At 47.4% G+C, this 24,513-nt stretch carries 14 protein-coding genes; 1 reads left to right on the plus strand and 13 read right to left on the minus strand.

Annotation, left to right across the window (positions count from 1 at the left end; translation table 11 throughout):
- Positions 1 to 95 precede the first annotated feature (95 nt).
- The gene (locus tag ACFORK_RS16150) at positions 96 to 488 is read left to right on the plus strand and encodes a hypothetical protein (RefSeq protein ID WP_379200679.1); all 393 of its coding nucleotides are present in this window, start codon (positions 96 to 98) and stop codon (positions 486 to 488) included.
- Positions 489 to 499: 11 nt separating this feature from the next.
- Here the strand turns inward: ACFORK_RS16150 and ACFORK_RS16155 are convergent, their stop codons facing one another.
- The 13 genes from ACFORK_RS16155 to ACFORK_RS16215 form a co-directional block, all read right to left on the minus strand.
- Entirely contained in the window at positions 500 to 1,300 is an 801-nt protein-coding gene (locus ACFORK_RS16155) for a phosphotransferase (RefSeq protein WP_379200681.1), read from the minus strand.
- Positions 1,301 to 1,516: 216 nt separating this feature from the next.
- A complete protein-coding gene (locus tag ACFORK_RS16160) occupies positions 1,517 to 3,895 on the minus strand; it encodes a glycoside hydrolase family 95 protein (RefSeq protein WP_379200683.1) in 2,379 nt (792 codons plus the stop codon).
- Positions 3,896 to 3,943: 48 nt separating this feature from the next.
- Complete coding sequence (locus ACFORK_RS16165) at positions 3,944 to 5,602, minus strand: right-handed parallel beta-helix repeat-containing protein (RefSeq protein WP_379200686.1); 1,659 nt, start codon at positions 5,600 to 5,602, stop codon at positions 3,944 to 3,946.
- Between the two features lie 117 nt (positions 5,603 to 5,719).
- The gene (locus ACFORK_RS16170) at positions 5,720 to 6,853 is read right to left on the minus strand and encodes an SGNH/GDSL hydrolase family protein (RefSeq protein WP_379200688.1); all 1,134 of its coding nucleotides are present in this window, start codon (positions 6,851 to 6,853) and stop codon (positions 5,720 to 5,722) included.
- Between the two features lie 93 nt (positions 6,854 to 6,946).
- Positions 6,947 to 8,563, minus strand: coding sequence for an extracellular solute-binding protein (locus ACFORK_RS16175; protein WP_379201221.1), 1,617 nt, complete (start codon positions 8,561 to 8,563; stop codon positions 6,947 to 6,949).
- A 137-nt stretch (positions 8,564 to 8,700) separates the two neighbouring features.
- Positions 8,701 to 9,603: a carbohydrate ABC transporter permease gene (locus tag ACFORK_RS16180; protein WP_379200690.1), complete on the minus strand. Its 903-nt coding sequence runs from the start codon at positions 9,601 to 9,603 to the stop codon at positions 8,701 to 8,703.
- Positions 9,604 to 9,618: 15 nt separating this feature from the next.
- Positions 9,619 to 10,500 (minus strand): ABC transporter permease, encoded by an 882-nt coding sequence (locus ACFORK_RS16185; protein WP_379201223.1) that lies wholly within the window; start codon positions 10,498 to 10,500, stop codon positions 9,619 to 9,621.
- 326 nt (positions 10,501 to 10,826) lie between these two features.
- On the minus strand, positions 10,827 to 13,118 hold the full coding sequence (locus tag ACFORK_RS16190) for a helix-turn-helix domain-containing protein (RefSeq protein WP_379200692.1): 2,292 nt from the start codon (positions 13,116 to 13,118) through the stop codon (positions 10,827 to 10,829).
- A gap of 192 nt (positions 13,119 to 13,310) precedes the next feature.
- Complete coding sequence (locus tag ACFORK_RS16195; protein WP_379200695.1) at positions 13,311 to 14,165, minus strand: NAD-dependent epimerase/dehydratase family protein; 855 nt, start codon at positions 14,163 to 14,165, stop codon at positions 13,311 to 13,313.
- Positions 14,166 to 14,248: 83 nt separating this feature from the next.
- Positions 14,249 to 18,205: a X2-like carbohydrate binding domain-containing protein gene (locus tag ACFORK_RS16200; protein WP_379200697.1), complete on the minus strand. Its 3,957-nt coding sequence runs from the start codon at positions 18,203 to 18,205 to the stop codon at positions 14,249 to 14,251.
- Positions 18,206 to 18,639: 434 nt separating this feature from the next.
- Complete coding sequence (locus tag ACFORK_RS16205; RefSeq protein WP_379200699.1) at positions 18,640 to 20,268, minus strand: glycoside hydrolase family 5 protein; 1,629 nt, start codon at positions 20,266 to 20,268, stop codon at positions 18,640 to 18,642.
- Between the two features lie 45 nt (positions 20,269 to 20,313).
- Complete coding sequence (locus ACFORK_RS16210; protein WP_379200701.1) at positions 20,314 to 21,753, minus strand: glycoside hydrolase family 30 protein; 1,440 nt, start codon at positions 21,751 to 21,753, stop codon at positions 20,314 to 20,316.
- A gap of 21 nt (positions 21,754 to 21,774) precedes the next feature.
- Positions 21,775 to 24,510 carry a carbohydrate-binding protein gene (locus ACFORK_RS16215; RefSeq protein WP_379200704.1) on the minus strand — a complete coding sequence of 912 codons (2,736 nt, stop codon included), beginning with the start codon at positions 24,508 to 24,510 and terminating at the stop codon, positions 21,775 to 21,777.
- Positions 24,511 to 24,513: the final 3 nt, after the last annotated feature.

Below are 24,513 nucleotides of genomic sequence, written 5' to 3' on the forward strand. Positions count from 1 at the left end.
TATCTGCGTTCAAGAATTTGCAACTTTTTCGCATCACCCCCGTCTGTATTCACAAAAGAGTAAAAAAATTCTAAATCCTTAAAGGTGGAAGTGTTATGAAAATTAAACTGGTGCTGTTATCAATCTTTTTATTAATTCTACTTACGGGATGTACTCATAATTCAGCCAAACAATCTAACGTTACCAATTCAAAAGATACCCATACAGAATCTTCCGAAAGTTGGCCGTTTGACAAGCTAATTAGGTTTAATAAACATGTTTATATGGGGTCTGATGATAAGATAGCTATAACTGAGGTTCAAGAACTGCTCGGGGTGATCGAAAACTCTTCTGACGATGAAACAATTGCAAGTAAAGAGAATTTTTCAAATTATTATCCCGTTGGAACAAAGCTATATACAATACAAGGCTCTTCTTCTCAAGAGGCCATTGCAATTGAAATAGATAAAGATACTTATGTTTTAGCAAAAATAAATAAAGATCATTGAGATTTCGGCCTCTATATCCAATCTTCGAAATGATCTGTTACAAAAATAATCTCACTCTCATAGTGCGCCAAGTGACCCTCATCAACCATTTTTTGAAAAGCAGGATTTCCGGCGGCGGCACCATTTCGTAGCGTATCACACAATACGACCAAACGCCTAACAATCCACTGTTGCAGATTATTAGGGACATTCATTCCATAAGATTCAAAAAATAAATGAATTCGCCGACGACGCTCTGCGGCATGTAATTCATATTGGTACCCTACTGTCCTTCCAGAAGAATGGTCAGGGGCGAAACTCGCAAGCGGAACCGATGTGTAAAGGGAGTACGCAATGTCCCACATACGCGGACCTGGGCCTGCCATGTCAAAATCAATCAGTGCCACAGGAATCTCCTTTTGAAAGACAACATTGTACAACGCCGCGTCATTATGACAGATCACTTCATGGTCAGCATCGTCGGCATAACTAAGCTGCCATCTGTTCTCCGTATTGGGACTGAATAATTTAGTCGCATCATGGAAACGACGCATAAGGCGTGCCAAGCCCACAAGTGTTTCGTCCGACCACATGTACGGTTCAAGTTGTGGATAATTGTCCCCTGGAACTTCTCCAGGAATAAATGTCAATACTTCACGACCAGAGTCATCGATTCCGAGAAATCTTGGTGCTCCCTCATAGCCTTGTTTCTCCAGATGTTGGAGAAGTTCATGAACATTCGGACTCCAATCACCTATAGGGCGGCGAACAGTATTCGCCATACGGACGATGTGATTTACGTTACCACCCTGCAACACTTCTTCCTGAGTCACTAGGTTTCATTCCTCTCTTTTCAGCGCATTATCTATTACAGATTTTTGACTGTTCGTTATGGAAACTACTCCCCTAATAATAACAAAATGTACAAAATCATCGTTTATAGAAAACAATTAAAACCAAACTATCCGCAGAATATGTAAAAAACAGCAGCAGGAATCCGTCTTTCCGGTTCCTGCCGCTGTCTCGTTTCCTTGCTGATAAGTCTAATGCTATCCGACTAGGGTCAGCTTGTATGTCTTTCCTGCTTCGGTAGCGAAGCTAAGAGTTCCCGCTGTGGAATGCTCGACTTTAACTGTGTTATCGCCTTCGGTGACTACCAGCGAAGCCGCGCTGCGAATCACACAATCCGTGCCCAATTGGGAGACGATCGTAGCTTCCGTCAGTTGTCCGTTATCCCAGTGGATATCCACTTCAAAGCCGCCACGTGCACGCAGGCCTTCCACGCTACCCTGCTGCCATTCGTCCGGCAACGCTGGAAGCAGCTCCAGGTATGGACGATGCGATTGCAGCAGCATCTCGGCAATTCCGGCAGATGCCGCGAAGTTGCCGTCAATCTGGAACGGCGGATGTGCGCCAAGCAGGTTGGCGTATACACCACCGTGGTTGTACTGCTCCGATTCTCCGTCCTTCACCAGGCGCAGCATGTTGGAGAGCAGGCGCAAGGAACGGTTGCCGTCCCCGAATCGGCCCCATAAGGCGACTCTCCAGCCGAGGCTCCAGCCTGTGCTCTCATCGCCGCGCCGCTCCAGTGAGGTCTTCGCAGCAGTGAAGAGCTCCGGTGTCTCCTCTTCCGATAACTGACGTCCCGGATACACCCCGACCAGATGCGAAGTATGCCGGTGGTATGTATCTTCATCCTCGAAGTCCTTCGACCATTCCTGCAATTGACCGTACTTGCCAACCTGGAGTGGCTGCAGACGCTCGCGGGCAGTTTCCAGTTCTTCTCTGAAGGCTTGATCCGTGCCTAGCTGCGTTGAAGCTTCGATGCAGTTGGTGAACAGTTCCCAGATCAGCGAGATGTCCATTGTGGAACCAGGGCTGACTGCGGCTACGCCTTCCGCTGTCCGGAATTTGTGTTCCGGGGAAGTCGAGGGCGAAGTCACCAGATGTCCGCTGCCATCCTCAATGAGCCAATCCAGCGCGAAGAGGGCTGCTTCCTTCAGCACGGGATAGGCGGTGCTACGCAGGTACTCTTCATCTCCACCAAAAGCATAATGCTCCCACAAATGCTGTGTCAGCCAGATACCGCCCATTGGCCAGTAAGCCCAGCTTGGATCGCCGTCGCCATAGTCACCAACAGGAGCGGTTTGTGCCCACAAATCAGCATTGTGATGCGCAGTCCAGCCCCGCGTTCCGTAATTGACCCGGGCCGTCTCGGCGCCGTTCTTGGCCAAATTCCCGATCATCTCCAGCAGCGGCTCATGACATTCTGCAAGGTTGCAGATTTCAGCCGGCCAGTAGTTCATTTCCGTGTTGATATTCAGTGTGTAGTTGCTGCTCCATGGCGGACGGGTGAATGCATTCCAAATGCCCTGGAGATTCGCGGCTTGCGTGCCAGGACGAGAGCTGGCAATCAGCAAATAACGTCCATAGTGAAAGAGCAATTCCACAAGACCCGGATCTTGGGCTGCATAAGTTGTAATCCGCTGTTCGGTAGACATATCCTCCGCAGCAAGCGATTTGCCAAGTGACAGCTTCACCCGGTCGAACAGGGAGCGATAATCTGCAACATGTGCTTCACGCAGGCTCGGGTATGGTTTGTCTACCGCACCCGCAAGATGGGATGCAGCAATAGCAGAAGCATCCTTCCCTTCTTGGCCCGGAATCTTGTCATATCCATTAAAGCCTGTAGCCGCACTGAAATAGAACGTAGCCGCTGTCGCATCCAGCACATGAACGCCGCTGCCATCAACGGTTACCTTACCATCCTCAGCCTTCACAGTTAGTTGGCCCTCAAAGGCCATCCCCTTGCTATGGCCAGGTTCACCGTATCGGATAGGATTGTCACTTCCAAAATAGCTAGGGTCCACATGCTCTGGTGCTATTCCTGACAATACGAAGCTGTCGCCCTGTGCATGAAGGCTATGCCGCAGCGGACTATCCAGGGTCGCGTGTACATTCAGCGTACCAGGTGCGCTAGTGGTCAGTCGCAGTACAAGAACCTGATCTGGATGTGAAGCGAACATTTCACGGGTATAAGTGACATTGCCGATCTTGTATTCCACTCGATGGATTGCATTCTCTACATCCAGCGTCCGCTTATAGGAATGAGAGATACTGCCGTGTTCAAATCGGAGCAGCAGATCACCAAAAGGCAGATAGGATTGGGTATATGGCCCCAGCATATTGCGGGTCTCCGTGTCAGCCTCTTCATAGCGGCCTTCTTCTATCAGCTTCCGTACCTTAGGCAAAGCTTCCTTGGCGCCTGGATTATTTCCATCCTTCGGATATCCCGACCATAGCGTATCCTCGTTCAGACTGATTTTCTCTTGCTCCACACCACCGAAAATCATACCACCCAGACGTCCGTTACCAATCGGCAGTCCTTCGGTCCACACATTTGCTGGCTTGTCATATTGAAGTTTCATGTGCTCTCTCCTCCACTATCAATCATTAACAGTATGTTCGATCAGATCTTATTCAGCTGTGAGTGTATTATCCGCAATATCCACTCCGCTGCAGGCGGTTAAGACAATCGCCTCATCAAGGCTGGGTAGACTGTTCCCGCTATCGGTCACGATTTCATTGGATTGGAAAATCAGACCGGATGTGCTCTTGGCGCTTAAGGCCAGCGTGTTCTTCAACTCGAATCGATTCCCCGTTATAATAATCCCCTGGTGAACAGGAGCGTTCTCATCAACGTCTACGTTCTCTGGCGAAATGAAGATCACTGGATGCTCGCCGCTGCCGCACTCCACAAAACGATTGCCGGTGATGGTTACATCCTCCACCTTTCCGGACTCATACCAGGACTCGGCATCCACCGCGATTAGAACCGCGTTCATATGCATGCGCTCAAACGTATTGTTCGCGATCACCGCTTTGCGGCGGCTCGTCACGAGTATGCCCCGGGTTGGAACACGGGCAAAGTGATTATTGACAACCTCAACCTCTGCGGTCCAGGTTACATTCTCGATAACATCGTGACTGCCAATACCTTCCGGAGCCGGGTCGGCCAGGGTTAGCAGAAGCTCGCGCGGATTGAGAGACTCCACTGCAACCACTTTGCCCTTCGCATAGGTGGTCAACGAGCCGGAACGGACAAATTCAATCTCATCATCAGGATGAAAGGCCAGAAATCCGTAGGTCTGGTGATGCATGAACCGGACCTTGACTACATTCGCCGCCGGCTGCTCTACAATTCGCAGATAAGTGCCGTGAACATTAACGGGATCATCATGAGAACCGGCAAAATAACCGTCCGCCACGGTGACTTTGCCCCGACAGCTCGACATATGGATGAAATCTGCGAAACCAGTGACGGTCCGTCTCGTTTCCGGTCGCGGTGATAAGTCCATCCGGCGGAACGTGAGATTTTCGCTGAACTGGCCTACAATCCCAAGTCCATGCAGAAAATGCAATCCAACATCTGTGAAAGAGACATTGGAGCTTCCCGTAATGAAGACCCCGACCTGATCGCGAATACCGTCACGGTTCTGCAGGACATGTCCTAGAACAACCTCTGGCTGAAAATCAAAGTGCAGGCGCAGTTTCATTGGCTCCAGTTCTTCGACAGACGTTGCTTGTTCCAGCCAGTTATCCATCCGCCAAGTTGTATTACGAACCGGATCATAGGTCTGCATCGGACCTTCCGTGAAGCTCCAGCCCTCACCGATCCAGACCAGCCGTCCATCCCTGATCTCATAGCGAGAATCGTGATGAACCTCCGTATCGAAGTAATCAGGGCCACTGCTGACAATAGTCATCTCCGTTACGGTAGGCCGATAATAATCGGTATGCAGGTTACGAATCTCCACATCTGAGCAGCCGTCCAGCAAGATCATGGTCTGTTTGCCATGGAAAATAAACAGAGCACCGTTGCCCTCCAATGTGAAATTATGCAGACCTTTCAGCAGAATGCCAATGGTCTTCGTCACATCCGGGTTTTCAGTCTCACTCGTCGTATTGGAGATATAATAGGGCGCCCTAATAGCTTCATCTACGTAAAAATGATAGCTTCCTTTGGCGCAGTCCAGCACAACAGGTCCAGAAATCTCGGCTGCTGCCTGGAGCGCACGGGTCATGGCCCCTTGGGTGTCCAGTTCTGTATCCGGCTGTGCCCCGTAATCCGTCAAACGGATAATCGTTGGGGTTGCAATAAAGTCTTGTTCTGCAGAATGAATGAGTCTTCCCGCCTCTCTATTCTTGTAACCGCTTAATAAGAGGCAGTATAATACCTCTTCCCTAGATAATCAATTACTTAATATCTTCATAATGCGCAAACTAGTGCCCTTACTGGCTTCATCCTTCGTTCCAGTGATCCGAACCGTGACCTGCATTTCCTTCCGCTGCTCCTGAAGAGGGAACGTTGCCAGGATCGGCCTGTGCGCCAGCGGACACCACTCATCGAACAGATTTACAGATGTAAAAGAGCTGCCGTTTACCGAATACTCAAATATCCCGCTATCCGGTCCATACAGTAGCAACAGACCTGCGCTTTGGCCGGTGACGGTGAAGGTGTACGCCGCTTCCAGACTATCCGTATATAAATGCTCCGTTCCGAAACGCCAGTTCATCAGCGGATCTTCCGGCGACAGCTCGCGGAGTTCGAATCCGTCCGTGTGAGCACCGGCACGAAAATCGAGCAGGTTGCCGTATTCGTAATTCTTTTCTTCCAGAGGAGAGATCGCTCTTACATCCTCAAGCTTCAATTCGGTGCCGTCAGGAGCAAGAGCGATATCTAAATATTCGCGCAAAAAGCCCGCATAAAGGGCATGGCCATCGTCATTGGGATGGTACCCATCCGGGGCCAAGTCTGTCCATTCCATGCGACCCGCCTGTGTCTCTTCATAGACTCTGGCGGCAAAGTTGACAGACGGAAGATGATAATGTGCTGCCACTTCTTCATGGACAGCAATGTTAAACGGATGACTGCCCGACAGATTCTTCTCCGCTGCCGTATACAGGAAACAGATATCGGTATTCGGCGACAGCCGCCCACATTGGCGAACAATACCTTCCATACCTCTGATCGATTCTTCCCGGTCACTGCCATCATTGACGCTAAACTCAACAAACAATAGATCAATTCTTCCGTGCCGTAGCACGTGCTCCTGCAACCGGTGCGCCCCCAGTGTGGAAGTCGTGCCGCCCACTCCAGCATTGATGAAGTGGAACTCCTGATCGGCAAAACGTTCCTGCAAATACTTCCCGGTCAACGCTCTCCAGCTAGTGGCATCCGCATCCGAAGCGCCAGCTCCTTCTGTAATGGAACCGCCCAGAAAGGCAATAGTCACTGGTGCTTTTTTCGCAAGACTAGCACTTGTACCCGGTAGTCCTCTGCGTGAAACTACAAATGAATGATTGCAATGTTTCTCGTCTGTCATGACTCATCCTCCAGCAATAATATCTGTCTCTGAAAATAAAGAAATCAGGTGCTGGGTCTATCGTACAGCACCTGATTCTGATTTTAATAGTTATTATTTAGAACTATCGTAAGCCTTTTGTAAAATTTCGAGGTAACGGTCAAGCTTCAGGTTCTGAAGGCCTTTTACATAAGCATCCCAGTCCTTGTTCAGATCCTTGTTACCAGTGATGAATTGCAATTGGTTTTGCTCGATGTAGTTCTTCAAGTTGGTCTGTAGCATACTGGCTTCATCAATCTCATTTGGATCAATCCAGATGGACCAGATTGGGAACAATTCTTTAGGCTCATGACCCTGGTATAGCAGAGTCGCATCATACAGTCTGCGTTCATAGCTGCTTGAATCGTAGATGTCAGTACCTTGAACGTAGGTATCACGGTATTCTTTTGGCTCATAGAAGTGACCCATGCCGCTCCAGCCCGCATTGGAAGGTGCAGCACCTTCAACCGGTGGAATGGTTTTGACCATTGGTTTAACATCTTTACCCAGCGCTACATCGCCTTCTTCCGGATCTGTCCAGCCAGTCCCCTTCATACCTGCTGCAGCGTTCGTTTGACCTTCAGGTGTAAACATGTAATCCACCATTTTGATCAGAGCAATTTGTGCTTCTTTGCTTGCTTTGTTAGTGATCACGAATTTCGCACCTGGAGCTACACCGCCACCATCATGCGTAGCATAGGAAACCCCTTGAGGTCCGGTAATCGGCGGCAGTGGATTATAATGTGCCGAACGAGTATTGCCCGGATCGATGTTCACGAAGATCGCTGGGTGCATGCCCGCACCAGCACCCAAAATTTCTGCGTCAGCATTTTCACCAATCTTCTTAAAGGCCTCAGCGTTTTGTGTAAATGCGCCCGGATCAATCAGACCTTCATCAAACAGAGATTTGATGTAAGTCAATCCTTCTTTCCACTCTGGTGTGATTGCAGAGGATTGAACTTTTCCATCTACCATTTGCAGGTAGTTACGATCATCATCATAGACAAAGGCATTCATCAAGTAAGGAACAACCCGTACACCAAACTCCTCAATGGAACCACTCAGTGGCACTTCATCCGCTTTACCATTGCCATTTGGATCTTGTGTTTTAAAGGCTTTCAGAACATTCTTGAACTCTTCTGTAGTTTTTGGCATTTCCAAGTTAAGCTTTTTCAACCACTCGGTATTCAACCACATTTTGTTCGGGTAGGAACAGTGGAAACATTCTGTGTAGGCTACAAGTCCGTAGATATTGCCATCAGGCGCTGTATTAAACGTTTTCAAAGCAGGATTCTGCTCCATGGCAGCTTTAATGTTAGGTGCATATTCATTAATCAGATCGTTCAGCGGAATGAGTACGCCTTGCTTACCATATTTCAGCAGATCGGCTTGCGAGAACTGGTCAATATAGTGGGTAAGCAGGTAAGCATCAGGATAGTCACCGCTGGCCAGCGAGATCTGGCGTTTTTCCTGGGCACCGTCCGAAGGGTTAATCTGCCATTTAAATTTGAAGTTGAACTTGTCTTCCACAAATTTCGAGAATTTGTTGGTCGGTAGGTCGATTCCAGACTCCTGAACAGAGAACACACTGATTTCAACCGGTTTGCCAGACGAGTTGCTAGATGGTGAGTTGCTGGATGCGTTATCTGTATTTTTACTAGCACATCCACTAATTACAACCGTAAACGCCATTACTAGAGTTAGTAAAGTTATCAAGCTTTTCTTCTTCAAATCCCATCACTCCCTTTTGTAGTTTAGCAGTTGATACGAAGATCCCTTGAATGTAAAACTGCGGGCATCCCTCCTCTCCATGTAATAAAACCTTAGGATCAGCCCTTAACAGAACCAACCAGCATTCCCTGTACAAAATAACGTTGTACAAACGGATAGATAACCAGTACAGGCAAGGTGGCGACCACAATCAATGAATATTTCAGTAGCTCAGACAGCTGCTGTTTCTCCACCATTTTCCCTACGTCCATGGCCCCGCCGGCGCTGTTATTCTGAATAATGATGCTTCGCAGGACTAGCTGCAGCGGGAACAGGTCTGCTGATTTCAGATAAATCAACGCATCGAAATACGCATTCCACTGGCCCACTGCATACATGAGAACCAGTACAGCGAGAATCGGCTTCGACAACGGGAGTACAACGCTCCAGATGAATCGCATATCACTGCAGCCGTCGATCTCACTAGCTTCCATAAGCTCCTCAGGAATGGAGGATTGAAAGAACGAGCGAGCAATAATGACCTGCCATACCCAAATGGCATTGGGAATCAGCAGCGCCCAGCGTGTGTCAATTAGATGCATCTCCCTTACCACCAAGTAGGTCGGAATCAGACCGCCGCTGAAAATCATGGTGAAGGTGATGAACATCATCAGCGTGTTGCGCCCGAAAAAGCCTTTGCGGGACAGTGGGTAAGCAATCATAACCGTCAAAGTCACACTGATCAACGTTCCCGCCGCGGTGTAGAAAATGGAGTTGCCATAACCGGTGATAATTTCAGGTGTTTTGAATAATACTTCGAAACCTTTGAAGGATATATCTACAGGCCAGAGCCAAACACGGCCGGAAGTAACGGCTGCCGGACTGCTGATCGAACTGCTGACTATAAAGATCAACGGATAAAGTACAGCGATAACCACGAGGCCGAGCACAAGATAGATCGTGAATAGAAATGCTCTGTCTCCTGCGGATTCTTTAATCTTTTTCTGAACTGTTGCTGCCATAGGTGGGCTCCTTTCCTACCAGATGCTGTTCTTGGTAATTCTTTTCGCCAAACCGTTCACTGTAAACAAGAGGACCAGGTTGATGATCGAGTTAAACAGACCAACGGCAGTAGCGAAGCTGTAGTTGGCATTCAACAAACCAACCCGATAGACATAGGTTGCAATGATCTCAGAATTGGCCAAGTTGAGTGGATTCTGCAGCAGGTAGACTTTTTCGAAGCCGATCGCCATTACATTCCCTACATTCAGAATCAGGATGATGACGATGGTTGGTATAATCCCTGGCAAATCGACGTGACGAATTTTTTGAAAACGTGAAGCACCGTCAACTTTCGCCGCTTCATACAGTGTAGGGTCTATCCCCGCAAGCGCTGCCAAATATACGACCGCGCTGTAACCTGCTGTCTGCCAAATATCAGACCAGACATAGATCGAACGGAACATCCCGGGTTCACCCAAGAAGTTAACAGAATCCAGTCCGAAGAAGTTAAGGGCAACGTTGACAAAGCCGAGCCGTGGTGCCAGGAATAGCATAACGATCGACACCATGACAACCGTTGAGATGAAATAAGGTGCAAACGACACTAGCTGAACGAATTTTTTGAACTTGCCTCCACGTATCTCATTAATCATGAGGGCAAGAATAATCGGGATCGGGAATCCCGCCAGCAACTGATAACCACTAAGCATAATAGTATTCTTCAGCAGGATCCAAAACTGTGGATTCTCAAAGAATAGCCGAAAATTTTTAAGTCCAACCCAAGGACTTCCCCATATTCCCTTGATAACGTTGTAGTCCTTAAAGGCAAGAACAGCGTTAACCATCGGGTAATACTTGAAGATGAGGAAAAACAGCAAGGGCGGAATGACCAGCAGATGCAACTGCCAGTGCTTCATAATACTCTTGCGGGCATTGTACCAAAAGCCCGGTCCCTTGCTCTGCGGCAATGACTTACGGTTTAAAGCGATTTGTTTCTCCAGAACAATTCCCCCTATCCAACAGCCTCTGTTTTGTATTTTGTGAGCGCTTTCTACGACTGATCATAGTGGATTTTACTGTCCCCTGAATAGGTACAATTGGGCGTTTCAGCGTACAGTTAACCCGTTTTCGGGGGCACAAAATAGCACAGGAACGGCCATTTTTCCGGTACCCTGCCTGAAGTGGGAGAAAAAAGGCTGCACTGTCCGGAACCGGACAACGCAGCCTTAGATCTTGAAGATATTCATTCATCAGCACACTGTCTGTATGCGCTTGGTGATATGCCAATCAACCGCTTGAAAGCTCGTCTGAAGGAATGTGAGCTATTATATCCAACCCGTGTGGCGATCTCGTCAACGGTATATCCACTCTCTTTTAGCAAAATTACAGCCTGATCCATTCTGACTTTAACAAGGTGGTCGGAGAAATTAACACCTGTGACCTCTTTGAACAATTGGGAGATATATTTTTCCGGTCTCTCCACTTGCTCAGCAACCCGGTACAAGGTCAGCTCCGAATCAGAGTACATCTCTGCCGTATACTCCTTGATCTGCTTAATGATCTGGATATGTGTATCTTTCTTCTTGTTGGCAATAAGCCCGCAGAGCTCTTCCATAATTTCGTTGAATTCAGACTGGATGGTCTCGAGCGGCTCCGAAGACCCGATATCAATGACCCGCCGTTTGACATTCTCGATGGAAGTGTATTCTGTAAAAGCTTTTTGATCCAGCAGTTTAAGGAAGGTGCCCTTCATTTCCCCAACGAGTTGGTGCTTCATTTCGATGGACAGCTCCCGCTGCTCCATATTCTGTACGATAATAGCATGGACGATCCGCTTGGCTTCCTCAAGCTCTCCGGCCCGGATCGTGCTGATCAGCCGCTGCTCCGAATCCAGCGGATAATAATAAGTCGTGTTCTCCGTCTGGGCCTCATTGTACCACATAATTCCTTTTTTATTCATGTAGACAGCGTATTCCAAGGCCTGATTGGCCTGATCAAACGACAGGCTGACCTCGGTCACCGACGTGAACAGTTCGCCGAAGCCCGCCTGGATCGTAATGCGGTATTCATTAAACACATACTGCGCCAGATTCTTCATGGTATGGGTGATGTCAGCAGTCTCATTCTCTTCACCCAATTCTTCATCCATAGAAAAGAACAGGGTGACGACTTTATCGGAGCCCATATTCGTCATCAGAACATCCACGCCAAGCTCAGACAAGCCCTGCTTCACGAGCAGACGAGAAGCACTCAGCTCATTCAGAATCTCCACACTATCCATACCAGCATATCCGTTAATCTGGATAATTCCGGCATACCCCTTGCCTTGTTGCAGGTTAATATCCGCCTGCTGGGCAGCGGAAAGAATCTCATCCCGTGATTTAAATTCGCCGGCAATCAATCGCTTCAGGAATGCATCCCTGACCAGCGGAAGCTGGCGGTTCAGCTCTGACTCCAGATACTTGTTCTGGGTAATCATATCGGCGATATTTCCGCTCAAAAAGTCAAATTCATTCTTCGGACCTGCTTCGTCCTTCCCGAACTGCTCCTTCATAACACTGAGCAGACGGTTAATCGGTGCGCTAGTGCGATAAGCTAGCACCAGGCCGACAATCAGGCCGATCAGCAGCGTGCCTCCCGTAATCAGCCACGTCATTTCCTTGATTTTGTTGGCATTCTCCATCAGAACCTGCCGGGGAATGCCTGCCCTGTATACCCAGCCATTCTTATCTGAGCGGGTCGTGATCACCAAGTCATCACCATAGAACTGGCTGACTTCGTTCTTGTCAAACGACGGATCAGAGACCATTGTAACCATTTCCGGTTTACTGCTCCCCTGCAGGACAATGGTCTGCCCTTTAGCATCGCTGATATGAACCCAGCCTCCATAACGCTCAGTCAGACCGGAGAGCAGACTGGAAATGACTTTCTCGTCAATGACTACAACCGCAACGGCCGGTGAAGCTTCATTGAAACTATCCAGAGGCAGTGACTGCATGTACGTGATCACTGAAGTTTGCATCTTTCTGCTGACAAAAGAACTGAGTGGCTTGATTTCGCTCCGATGCGTTTTCTCCAGCACTTCCTTTGTCCATTCTTCCAGCGACAAATCGTTGTAATGGAAATTTTCATAATAATGGTCAGGTCTGTAAGAAGAACCCGGAGTCAAAATCAGCTTGTAATTGGCCAGGTAAATAAAATAATCCTGCAGAAAATCATTGGTCTGCCCAAAGGTCAGGACATTCCGCATCGCTCTCCATATGCCATAGACATTCGTCTCATTATCCCGCTCGTTCATCAGAACATTCAATTCCTGATTTATCGCAAGCTGTCTGGTAAAGCCCTCGACTTCCGCCATCCGGCGCTCCAATATCTCTTGGCTCTTCTGAAGCTGGGTTACGCTGTTCTCAATAGAGATCGAGCGTGTCACCGAAATCGATGTTAGATAAGACATGTAGCCGCCAATGCTGGGTATAATCAAAATAACCACATAGGAGATTAGAAATTTGCGGAAGACACTGGAATATTTAAGCATGATGGACTCCTCTCCTAAATGTGGCATTGATAGCGCTGTCATGTTTATAGATTAAAACATTTTTCAGTATAGTCAAGTGTTCAACCTCTTTTCGGCACGCTATATACACTCGGAAATGTATAAAAAGCAGCGATATCCCGTTGCTATCACTGCTTTTTATCGGCAATCCCGAGCTCTGCTTTTTTCGTCGCTTCAATTCTCCTGATTACCGTCTTTCTCGCATCGTGTTGACCTAACAGGCACAAATCCAAATTCTTCTTTGAACCGATCCATAGCATATAATTGCTTATAATTATGACCCGGGAAATGATAATAATCCAAATTATAGGAATTACCTAAAATATTACTTAACACCTCCGCCACAGGGGGATTGCTGGTCGCATCCGGCCCCACCAGATTCAAAGTCCTCACTCCTGGCCTAGGTGGGGCATGCAGTGCCGCAGTGATTCCTTCGACCACATCATCAGCATAAACATGGGCCATTGTGATGAACGGAAGTGATGGCCGGGAGCCCGCTTCCAGCGTAGGCGGAGTCCAGTCTTCCGCAGCTACGGCACCGAGACGCAAATTGATAAAGTCAGCATCGGTATGGACACGGTGAAAATAGCGGGTCAGTTCCTCTACCAGAGCCTTGCTAAGTCCGTAGGCATCGGTGGCCAGACATGGGTGTTCATCAGGAATAGGCAACTCCAATGGGACAAATTCTTCATCCAACCCTCCTGCCACGGCAATGGAACTAGCAGTAATAAACTTCCGGCAGCCGCGATCCAGTAGATACCGGAAGAGTCTCCTTGTGCCCAATACATTTACAGCAAGCCCTTCCTCTTCGCTACAGCCTCCGGTCACGGCGGCAAGATGAATAACGGCTTCAATGTCATAAGCATCAAGCCCCTTCAGGTCCTCCATAACGTCAAAAGAACCCTGTACATAAGCCGCAGCTCCCTCCGGAGCTTTCCGTGACAGACAAATAACACAATGCTTGTCCGCCAGGTGCTTGACCAAGGCTCTACCGATGAATCCACTGGCACCGGTAATCAAAATATTCATCTGACTTCCCCTTTCGTTAACATCCCTATTCATTCAGAAAAAAGGGGCCGAAGGGCCCCCCGTTGTTCTAGTCCTTCTTGTAATTATTTCACGAACTGTTCTCCGCTTGTTGTTCCGGGCTTGGAAACATGATCTCGAGATGCTTCTTCAATGTCATCAAATGCCCAGTGGGAAGATGGAACATCACTCCACTGTGGTTGTAACACTCCCTTGAGCGGGCCTCTGCCCAGCACTCTATTGATGGCAACAACTGCTTCCGCACGTGTCAGAATTATCGCAGGACGGAAAGTTCCATCAGCATAACCATTCAAGATGCCCGCACCCTGAGCTTTCAAGATGTCTGCTTGTGCCCAGTGGCCTGCAACATCAGAGAAACCATGCCCCGCAGGTGCAGCGGTCTCGTCAAGAGCAGCTACCAGAACTGCCAGCTCTGCCCGGGTCAAGAATTGGTTCGGCTTGAATGTACCGTCTTGGTAGCCATTCATCAGCCCCATCTTGGCAACCTTGGTTATAGCTTCTGCAGCCCAATAGTCGGACTTGATATCACTGAATACGACATTTGATCCAGTGGCTTCTTTCTGAGCAATACCTGCAAGAATAGTTGCCATTTCAGCACGGGTGATCTTGTTATCCGGCTTGAACAAGCCGCCTGGATAACCTTTGATGTACGCTGTGTGTTGAATGACTTGAGAATCATCATCCCCTGTACTCGGTGCCGGAGTGGTAGTAGGAGCAAGGGTTGCTGTTGGAGCTGGAGTAGCTGTAGGCTGAACTACAGAGCTAGAATAATCACTTGGATTCGATGGTCCTGTTGGATTAGTTGGTCCAGCAGATTCTGTTGGCACTGGCGTTTCGGTCGGCGCTGGTGATTCAGTTGGCTTCACCGGTCCACCTTGATCTGCAGTAACGACCGTGAATTTCAACTGGTCTGTGAGCATGAGCTCACCGGATTTCTTTACGGCTTTGAGCGTGTGTACCCCGCTGGACAATCCCGAGATGCTATAGATCTCTTGTTGAATCTGACGGCTCGGACTGTAAGCATTTACGGTCTGTACCAGCTGTCCGTCTACATATATATCTACTTCGCCTTGCTCTGGTCCAGTAGGTGTGATCATGCTGATTCCAGTACCTTTGAAAGTATATTCAAAGGAATCACCATCAACCGCTGTGTAATGCACATCATTGAGATAATCGCCGCCGAAGGCAAAGCTGAGGTTCAGCGTACCCACCGGCTGCGCAGCCAGATAAGATTTGTTCAGGGTAACACGGTTCCCGTCAAGCGTATAATCGGTCCCCGGAATTAGATTATATGCTCCATTGGTAATCCCGATGAAGCTCTCTGCCTGTTGCAGCAGCGTCACATTAAGATCCGCCTGAGCAGAAGCTGACTTATCGAAGCTCGCTTGTACCGGATTAATCATATTCGGAATTTCAACCTTCAGCATGTCTAGCAGCATGAATTGGCCTGATTTCTTCACAGCTTTGAGTGTGTGCATTCCATCCGGTAGATCGGAGACACTGTACAAGACCTGTTGAGCCAACCGTCCATTACGATGGGCACTAACGGTTTGTTGGAATTGACCATCCAGATAGATATCCATATCTCCCTGTGACTGATCTACCTCTGTGACCAGTTGAATTCCCGTTCCTCTGAAGGTGTATTCGAAAGAATCGCCGTTAGTCTCCGTGTACTGCACGTCATCCTTATAGTCGCCCATCCCTCTTCCGGTACTGCGCGACCAGGAACCGTTGTACTTAATACCAGGATCATCGTTATTAATGAACGCATAACGAATGCCCGTAGAATCACTGATTCGGATGGTCAGTGTCTGGTGATCACCCGAGCTAAAAATTACGTTCAAGCTCGTAGTGCCAACAGGCTGTAGTGCGAGATACTCCTTTTTAATAGTAAGCTTATCATTGGCTACCGTATAATCGTCCGTACTAAGTGGTACGTCGTTATTCTCAACGCCAACTAGTGTATTGCCGTTCAGAGACAATGAAACAGTAATATCTTTCTGTTGTTCCACAGCCTTGTCAAAGCCAGCCGACACAGGATTAATTGTGCTATTCTGTCCGCCTGCTGGTGTTTCTGTTGTCACTCTGAGAGCATCAAGCAGCATGTACTGGCCCGAACCCTTAACCACTTTGAGCGTATGTGGACCGTTAGCCAGACCCGAAGCACTGTACACAGCCTGCTGTACTTCTCTCGGTCCGCTCGTATAAGCGCTTACAGTTTGCGGTGTTCCATTATCGAGGGTAACAATCATGTCGCCCTGTTCTCTATCCTTCTCCGTCAGCACATCGATGCCTGTGCCTATGAAGGTGTACTCAAAAGAATCACCATTAGTCTCGGTGTAATGCACATCGCTATTGTAATCACCGAAAGCTCTTCCGGTGCTCGATTTCCACGAGCCGTTGTATTTAATATTGCTATCATCATCATTAATGTAGACTACATTCGTAACGGTTGCATTGTTCGCCAAAGCTGAATTTACAGCATTATCAGCTACAGCGTCCAGATTATCAGCTTGTGGAGCTAGCGCTGAATTTGCACCAGTAGTATCTTTGATCGCTATGCTGATGTCCTGTGCTCCGTTCAACTGCTCCTTGCCGCCATTGCGTTTCCAGTCTCCGCTATAACGCATGCCTGTATCATCGTCATTGACGGCAGATGTGCCGCTCAGCGCAGTCACTTTGAGCATCCGTGAAGCATGAGGTTCAAGTACACCGCCGCTGAATTCTTTGTCAAAATTACCTAGCTCGGAATGGCTCCACAGGTCACGTACCGAAGCTGGACCTTCAAGTCCGAGATCACTCCATTTGACCTTAACCTCCGCACTGCGGTTGCCCAGATTGAACAAAGCTACACTGTAAGTGCCATCTCCGTTATTGGCATACCAAACTTGCTGCTGCTTATCCATCGATACCGGATGACCGGGACGTCCAGCCTGATTGACCGCAATCACTTCGTCATTGGTCAGCAGCTCCAATCCATAATCGTCCAGTCTTGTCAGGTCATTGCCTGTGTAGAGCTGGGCAGAAGAGATCGACCAGAACGTCATGGCTGTCTTTCGCTCATCTCTGGTCAGACCATCCATGGAGCCATTTCCGATATTCAGGGAATCAAAATCATTCCAGCCCCCTGGTCCTGCCTCCCTCCACCAAACAGCCGCAAGAGGGAACAAACGGGAAATATTCGGCCATTCCGTTAATCCTTTACTGCTGTCGTAGGATTCAATATCCCAGTCAATCCGCCAGCCGTTGGCGTACTTTTTCCAAAAATCCGCATAATTATGGTCCAGTGCCCATGAAAGCTCGAACCAGATATTGTTTCTCGCGAGTGCCTTGGACCAAGCCTCTACATCGCCGCGTGCATCACGGCTCAGGTTGTTGATCCCCGAACCAGGGGTCACACTGTCAAATTTGACAAAGTTAATCCCCCATTCGCCAAGGAGATCCGCGATGGAATCAATGTACTTTTGGGCGCATGGGTTACTGAAATCAATTTTATACATATAGGAATCCCAATAGTCCATTTTCGTAAGCGGCTGTGCTGCTATATCCCGCATACGACATTGTCCGTTAGTCCCATAAATTTCATAGTTTGCGTTATAGCCAGTTATCGACATTCCTGGAATCAGATAAATCCCGATCTTCTGTCCATTATTATGAACATAGTCGATGACCTCCTGAAATCCGTTCGGATACAGGGCCTCATTCGGAATGGGCCGGCCATATTGATCCTCGCCGCCGTTCCATCCTGCATCAATATTAATATATTCATAGCCATGGGCTTGCAGCTTCTCACGCATGGCATCCGATTGCTTCTTGACGCCCTCTGCCGATGTCCAATCGCCTGCCCCATCATACACCTGCATGCTGTAACTGCTCCAGCCCATGTACGGCTTCTGGGCCATACTTGGATCTGCCGCATGCGCCACATTGCTTTTCGTCCCTGCAAAACCCAACTGTGCTACTGCAATAATGAATACCAGCAAACTCATACCCAACCTTTTTCCGATTACTTTCAAAATCATTCCTACCCCCTCTGAATGTTGGTTAAAATCATTTTGATAGCGCTTTCTTACGGAAAGATCATAGTAGAAGATGGATTCCCAGGATAGGTACATTTCGGTATTTTGCGTACAATTAACCCTTATAAAGGGGACAAAACAGCATAGAACGAACATTTTTCCATTTATAATGAAGAAAAGCAATAAAAACAACAAAACGCCGCCCTCAATAGAACGACGCTCACTTTAGTCCTCTCACCAAATACTGACGGTTCGTTTGTTCCCTCAACCCGATTTCAATCTAGTGCATTATTAGAGATGATGCCCATGCTGAGCGAACCCAAATAACCAGTCCCCGGTAGATTTCCGGAGACTGGCTGCTTAAACTTGTAAGCTTCTTCGATCTCTGCCTCACAAACTGGCGACAACCCCGCAAGCACTGTAAACTAGTTTTAGCGTCACGCTAAACGTTCGAGTTCTATGGACAGCAGTTCTATAGTACCTTGCTGAAGAGCTACTTTTATTACCGATTCCTGAGCACTCTTAAACGGACCTACACGGACATGAGTTTTCTCATCGTTACTCTGCAATTTGACTACCTGAATTTCCTTATCATCTTGCTCCACTGTTAACTGAGCATCTTCTGTGCATTTCAACTCCAACTGCACATAACCATCGTCATTAATTTCGCTGAAAGTGTAGCAGGCAAACTCCTGCTCCCGTAGTTCAAGCCCCAACAAGTCCCAGCCACTGTCAAAACCAAAACGCTTCTTCTCCAGCTTATCGGATAACGAGATCAGCTTCATCCCTGTCGTAGACCGATAGCGGTAAATGTTCCCTTCCTCACGTAGGCCACTGAAGCTTTGACCTTTACCAGGCAGTTCATCGAAATCTGTCGCCCGCACACGGCAGCCCGGACGTCGGAATGCCGAATCCGTTACCAATGGATTTGCCAGGCAATTCTCTAGCTTCATATTCTCAAGGAAAGCATCCAGCGACCTCTGTACATCCTTTTCCTCCGGACGAGGGCCACCTTCAGAATACGCGAGAAATTCTTTCCAGCCCTCAGGTTGAGCGATAGAGAAAGGCGAATTGGTACACTCCATTTTTTTCCACGGCCACAGATTGTAACCGATTCCCACAGAAACCGCTAAAGGATACATAGCTGCGAACCATTCCGGATAATTCTCTCCCGTCTCACCGAGCCACAAAGGCTGATTCAGACGCTTGGAGGTATCCAGAAACTCCTGAAAGGCTTCGATTCCTGGCATACAGGCATAACGATGGAAATGAATGACCATGTTGTCATCGTAACGTTTGTAGAATACGGAAACATCTGAAGCCCAATGATGCCCCTCAATAGATAACATATGCACTGGATCAATGGCGCGAATCTCGCGGATAGCCTCATCATAGAAATCTGCCAGCTTTTGCAGAAGATAATACTGGTGATAACCCTCATTCAGTCCGGGACGAAGCGGCTCATTCAGCAGGTCATAACCGCCTACAATCCAGCGGTCCTTATAACGACGGGCTAATTCCTTCCACAGTTCGATACCCTTATTCCAGCTTTCAGGATCGGTGAAAAGCCGCGGGAACTCATCCACCGAATCGTCGATATTGGCACCTGTCTGTCCACCAGGAGCACCATGTAGATCTAAAAAGGCATACAGCTTAAACTCCTCGCACCAATCCAGACATCGGTCCAGCAAAGCGAAGCCATCTTCGTTCCAGATCGTTCCCGCTTCATCCTCCATCAGCACCCGCCAGCTAAACGGAATCCTTACGGAGTTATAACCCAGTTCAGCCATCATGCGAATATCCTCACGGGTAACATAGTTTTCACGAAAACGGGTCCAGAAGCTCTCAGAATACTGACTACCTGTTAGTTCGCGGATAACCTGTTCCATTCTTCGCGGTCGGTCGAATCTTTCCGAACGTGACAACCACATATACCCTTCGGGCAGTAACCAGTTCCCCAGTCCCCAACCGGTTAGTATAATTTTTTCCCCGTCTCCATTAACAACATCTGTTCCCTGCGCTCGCAGGAATCCTTTGACTAAACTGCGATCTGTATGTTCAAACATATGAGTCTTATCTCCTTCTCAGCTGCCTAAATTTCTATGCGGTAATTAACTCCATTTAAAGGTTACTGCAGAGTTGGCATTTAAAGTGTACGTAATTTTTTGTCCATTCCAGACAATTTTAAAGGTGTTACTTGATGTACCGTAGTTATATACAACGATCGCTTTGCTACCATCACTATTTTTGAAGGCCACCTGATCAAGCGTACCCGTTCCGTACGTAGTTGAGGCAATGCGATAAGCACCGGGAGCTACAAATTTACTAAAATGACCAATGGCATAATATTGATCATTATAAGTGACATTATCCCTCACATCAGATCGAACTGTAATCGTTCCCCAATTTATGCTGTTGGATAAGAGCGACGGGCCATTATTCTGGTCTAGTGCCAGATTCCATAGAATATAGGATTTCGCCCAGTTTCTTGGCACTGCAATCATCTCACGCATCATTCCGTTGAAGCTAGGATTCCAGGAGCCATAGCCGCCCTCTGTGAACCAGATATCCTTATTAGGGAATTGATTATGCAGAATCGTCATAGCTGACGGATCGCCACCGTAGTGATGAAATGCTGTTCCAGCCACATATGAATTTACGGCAGGATCGGCTAAGGCTTGTTGAGGGAACGAAATATTATCCCAGTTAAAATCGTAAGCCATGATCTTCGTATTTAATCCTGCGTTTCTAATAGCCGGGCCCAGATTGTTTTTGATAAAGTTATTATGATCCGAAACAGACATATACGTGGTCGGGTATTCTGCATTTTGCAGACCAGGTTCATTAACAGGACTTATTGCATAAATCGGTATACCCTGATTGTTGTAGGCCTGAATGAATTTCACAAGATAGTTAGCGTAAGCCCCATAGTACTGAGGGTCTAAGTATCCAGTATTCATTGGATTGCTGACATTAGGAAACTGCCCTTTTTTCATCCAACCTGGTGGACTCCAGGCTGCTGCCATGACTTTAATCTGGGGATTAACTGTTCTCGCTTGCTTCACCATGGGAACAATATAAGGCAAATCTCTGGCAATCGAGAAATTGTTCATGTTGGTATCCCCGGGTGTCTCATTGTAGCTGTAGATTTCCCAGTTGAAGTCAGAGGAACCAATACTCTGCCGAAGTAAGCTAAGTCCAATCCCGGAAGTACCGAACAGCTTTTCCATAACTTCTGTCCGTTTGGCTGTTGTCAATTGGTGCTGTAGCAGCCAGGCAGAAGCATCCGTCAACGATGCGCCAAAACCATCCATTTGTTGATAGGCTATATTCTCATCAACTACGATAGCCAGCCCCGCAGCCCCATCGTCTGCTGTAAACGAAGTGCCCGGTCTTTGGACCAGCTTAGCACCTGCGCTGGAGTCGGTTAACCATACCTCGGATGTAGGAGCGGCACTGGCAGGTTTCGGAGGAGGCGTTACCACAAGCAAGGAAGCTACCAGGCAAATGGATAACATTTTTAATGGAGCAGCCTTCATATTCAGTTTCATACACATTTCCCCTCCTAATATTTAGTTTTCTTTCATTGAAATGCTCACATTATCTACTGTAATTTCGTGGGATGCATTCAATTTCGTACCCACATGACCCATTAAAAAATTCAACTGCGCAGCAGCGTCCGTAGTATTCAGCATTTTAAATTCAATGGTATGTTCGGTTGTTGCTGGCGTAAGCTCAATGTTTCTTTTCCCACTATAGTCCTGGCTTCCATCTGAATTATTCGCTCCTTCCACAGCTACCTGAATCGTCCGAGCAGCCGAAGATTTGGCTTGGAATTTCACGACGTATGTCTTGCCTTGGACTAATTGCAGCTTACCTTGCTTCATTTGAATCTCCCAGCCGTCGGTTCCACCCCAATCACCTTCATTCACTACCTTGATCTTCATTTCATCGGCAACCACATCAAACTTAGCCTCACCTTTTGCACCGTCTGTGTTCCCCTTACTTTGCCAAAGCGTCCAATCGGTAGCGTCCTTCGTAAACTCACCATTTCTTATCTGATTGCCTGTGATTGGAACAGTCTTTAAATCCTCTGGATCTTGTAGTAGACCTCCAACGCTGTCTGTTTCATGAACCAGTTGAATGGACTTAAGGTTAAACGACGAACCATTCATATATAGACGAAGAGTTTGCTTACCTTTCTCAAGCACGACAGGTTCACTAACGATATTGCCCCAGACTTGCCAGCCCCCCGAGTTCTTCACAGCAGTTTGGGCTACAGTCTTGCTGTTGATTTGGGCATCAATTGTTCCTTTTCCTCCATTAGTAGCGATACGATATACAAATTTGTAGCTACCAGATTCGGATATCTCAACCGGGTAATCCATCCAATCCCCTTTATCAATATATCCTACATTTAATCCACCTTCTGAACTGTTCTCTGTCTGTCCATCATTAGTATCCATATAATCAGCTGCTTCGAACTTGCCAGGAAGTAGCTTGGATTGTACAAATTCATATCGAGGTGAGACCAATGGGGAGATCCTAACCGTTCCTTTTTTTCCGTCCTCATTCTTATCTGTAACGAAAACGGCTGCCTTCAATACTGTATCCGTTTGTTTCAATGTAAGCGGCGAATGATACGCCGGGGAAGTAGCGGATGGATTCTTACCGTCCAACGTATATCGAATGATGCCTCCTTTGACCTTTGTCGATATGGCTACCTGTACCTCATCTACATATTTCCCGCTTCCCAAAGAGACTACTGGTGAAGTTATGGTATCTTTCAGAGCTCCCTTCGCCCAAGGAGTCCATTTATATGTGGCAACTGTTTTACTAGGCAAAGTGGTATTAAATTCAGCACCGTTCCAGGTAACCCGCAGGTCTTTGGATGTTGCCGAAGTATTAGTAGCTACCATGACGATACTGCCATCAGGATTCTTGAAAGCAACGTTTGAAATGGCCGGGGAGATGGAATCGGAAGTCATTCCGGCTTTTAATTGATCAAAAGCAGCATCAAAATGGTTACTCTCAATCCGCACAGCGCCTTCCTGAATGAACTTTGAGAATTGGGCAAGCATATAAGCTTCAAAATTTAACGTTACGCGATCTTTCTTCTCTGCATCAAGCGTTAATAAAGTGCGACCAGCTGCCGTGCTGGAGACATTTGGTTGTCCATTATTATCAAGCATGGTGACCCAGGCAACATAAGTCCGCGAATAATTTCGGAAATATTGTATAATCCTATCGACACCTTTTGTTCCCCAAACGGATCTCTCCGTCAAATAAATGGGTTTGTCAGGATATGCATGATGAGCTTCGCTCATACCGGTTAATTCACCATAATAGTCATGGAATGAAGTTCCGTCTGCTGCGGCATAAGCTTCCGGATCATCATAAATCGCCTTATTTTTCTCCCAGTCAAAAATATTGAATTCATTCACCCACACCTGGGTATTGAGAATACTTCCATTTTTCTTATTTTGAAATTCTTTTTTCATAAGTTTGACTAACTCCGTCTGCTGAGCGACGGTCATTTGAGTCATTGGATAATCAACCTGGATATTAGGTTCGTTAATAAGACTCATCGCATAAATAGGAATACCATGCTCGGCATAGGATTCGATAGCCTTGCGGTAATAAAGAGCTAATGCTGGCAAATATTCATCCTTCATCTTCCCTGTTTTATCTACTCCGCCCTCGATCTTTCCCGATTCCTTCATCCAGCCTGGAGGACTCCACGCAGAGGCTATGATTTTCGCATTCGGATTATATTTAAGAGCCTCTTTAATCACCGGAATAATATGATAATCAATATCCTTCTGGATGGAGAAATATTTCATCTCCGCATCACTTCCACCTGGAGGATGATCATTATAGCTATACCACTCACGACTGGTAAAATCCGAGGTTCCAAATGTTATCCTAATGACGTTCCACCCAAGCCCTGTTTTAGGGTCCATTAAGAATTTCAGAACCTTTTCACGCTTTTCATCTGACAACTTCATTAAATTATAGATTGTAGATTCTTCCAGCGAGGAGCCTACCCCAAGATAGGGTTGAAAGGTTTGGCGATCATCCACGCTTAGCGTTCTTACATTACGCTCAGAGATTCCCTCCGTAAATTGGCCATTCTGCTGTGGTGTAAGATGATTGCTTCCGTCTTCTGAGGAATACCATACAGATACTTTTCCCGCGTTTCGGGAATCTTGTGGAGCTGACTGGCCGAATGCTGTCTGAACATTAATGGTTTGCGGCCCAATAAGGAGCAGAAGAGCACTTAATACATAGCAAAATAATTTCTTCAATAC

The organism is Paenibacillus sp. GCM10012306, assembly GCF_042649265.1.
Taxonomy (GTDB): Bacteria; Bacillota; Bacilli; order Paenibacillales; family Paenibacillaceae; genus Paenibacillus_AQ.